1 protein-coding gene is annotated in these 531 nt (G+C 30.3%); it reads right to left on the bottom strand.

Annotation, left to right across the window (positions count from 1 at the left end):
* Window positions 1-25: 25 nt before the first annotated feature.
* The coding region (locus V7149_RS24055; protein ID WP_335348099.1) for an ABC transporter permease subunit at window positions 26-531 on the bottom strand (506 nt) is incomplete at its 5' end.

Raw genomic sequence — 531 nt, forward strand, 5'->3', positions numbered from 1 at the left:
TAAAGAATAATTGATGTTAAATAATTTATTCATATATAAATCCTCGTTTAAAAAGGTAAAGTACTATTCTAATGGATAAATAGACGACACCCGATATAAAAAGCATCGAGAAAAGGCCAATAGCAATTGGCTGAATCTCATTACTTTGAAAAATAAATTTCGTAATACCAGATACATTCATGATGTACTCGATGATAAATAGATTTCCGACGCTTAAGGAAATGACTTTAATTAATTCAGCTTTAATAAAGGGCTCAACATTTTTATAAACATGCTGGAAATTAATATAATTTAAACGCATTCCTTTTGCTACCGCTGTCTTAATATAATCTTCACTGCTCATTTGAAGATACTTCACTGATACAAGCTTAAACATATATAATGTCGGTGCAATACTTACAAGCAAGGTTGGAAACCAAAGATTGAGCGTTCCCGCATCGGCACGTAAAGAAATTATTCTAACTCCTGTGACTTTATAGATATTTACAGCTAAAATCAAAGACAAAATAATAATAATAAAATCAGGTATGG

This window comes from Bacillus sp. JJ1503, assembly GCF_036965125.1.
Taxonomy (GTDB): domain Bacteria; phylum Bacillota; class Bacilli; order Bacillales; family Cytobacillaceae; genus Cytobacillus.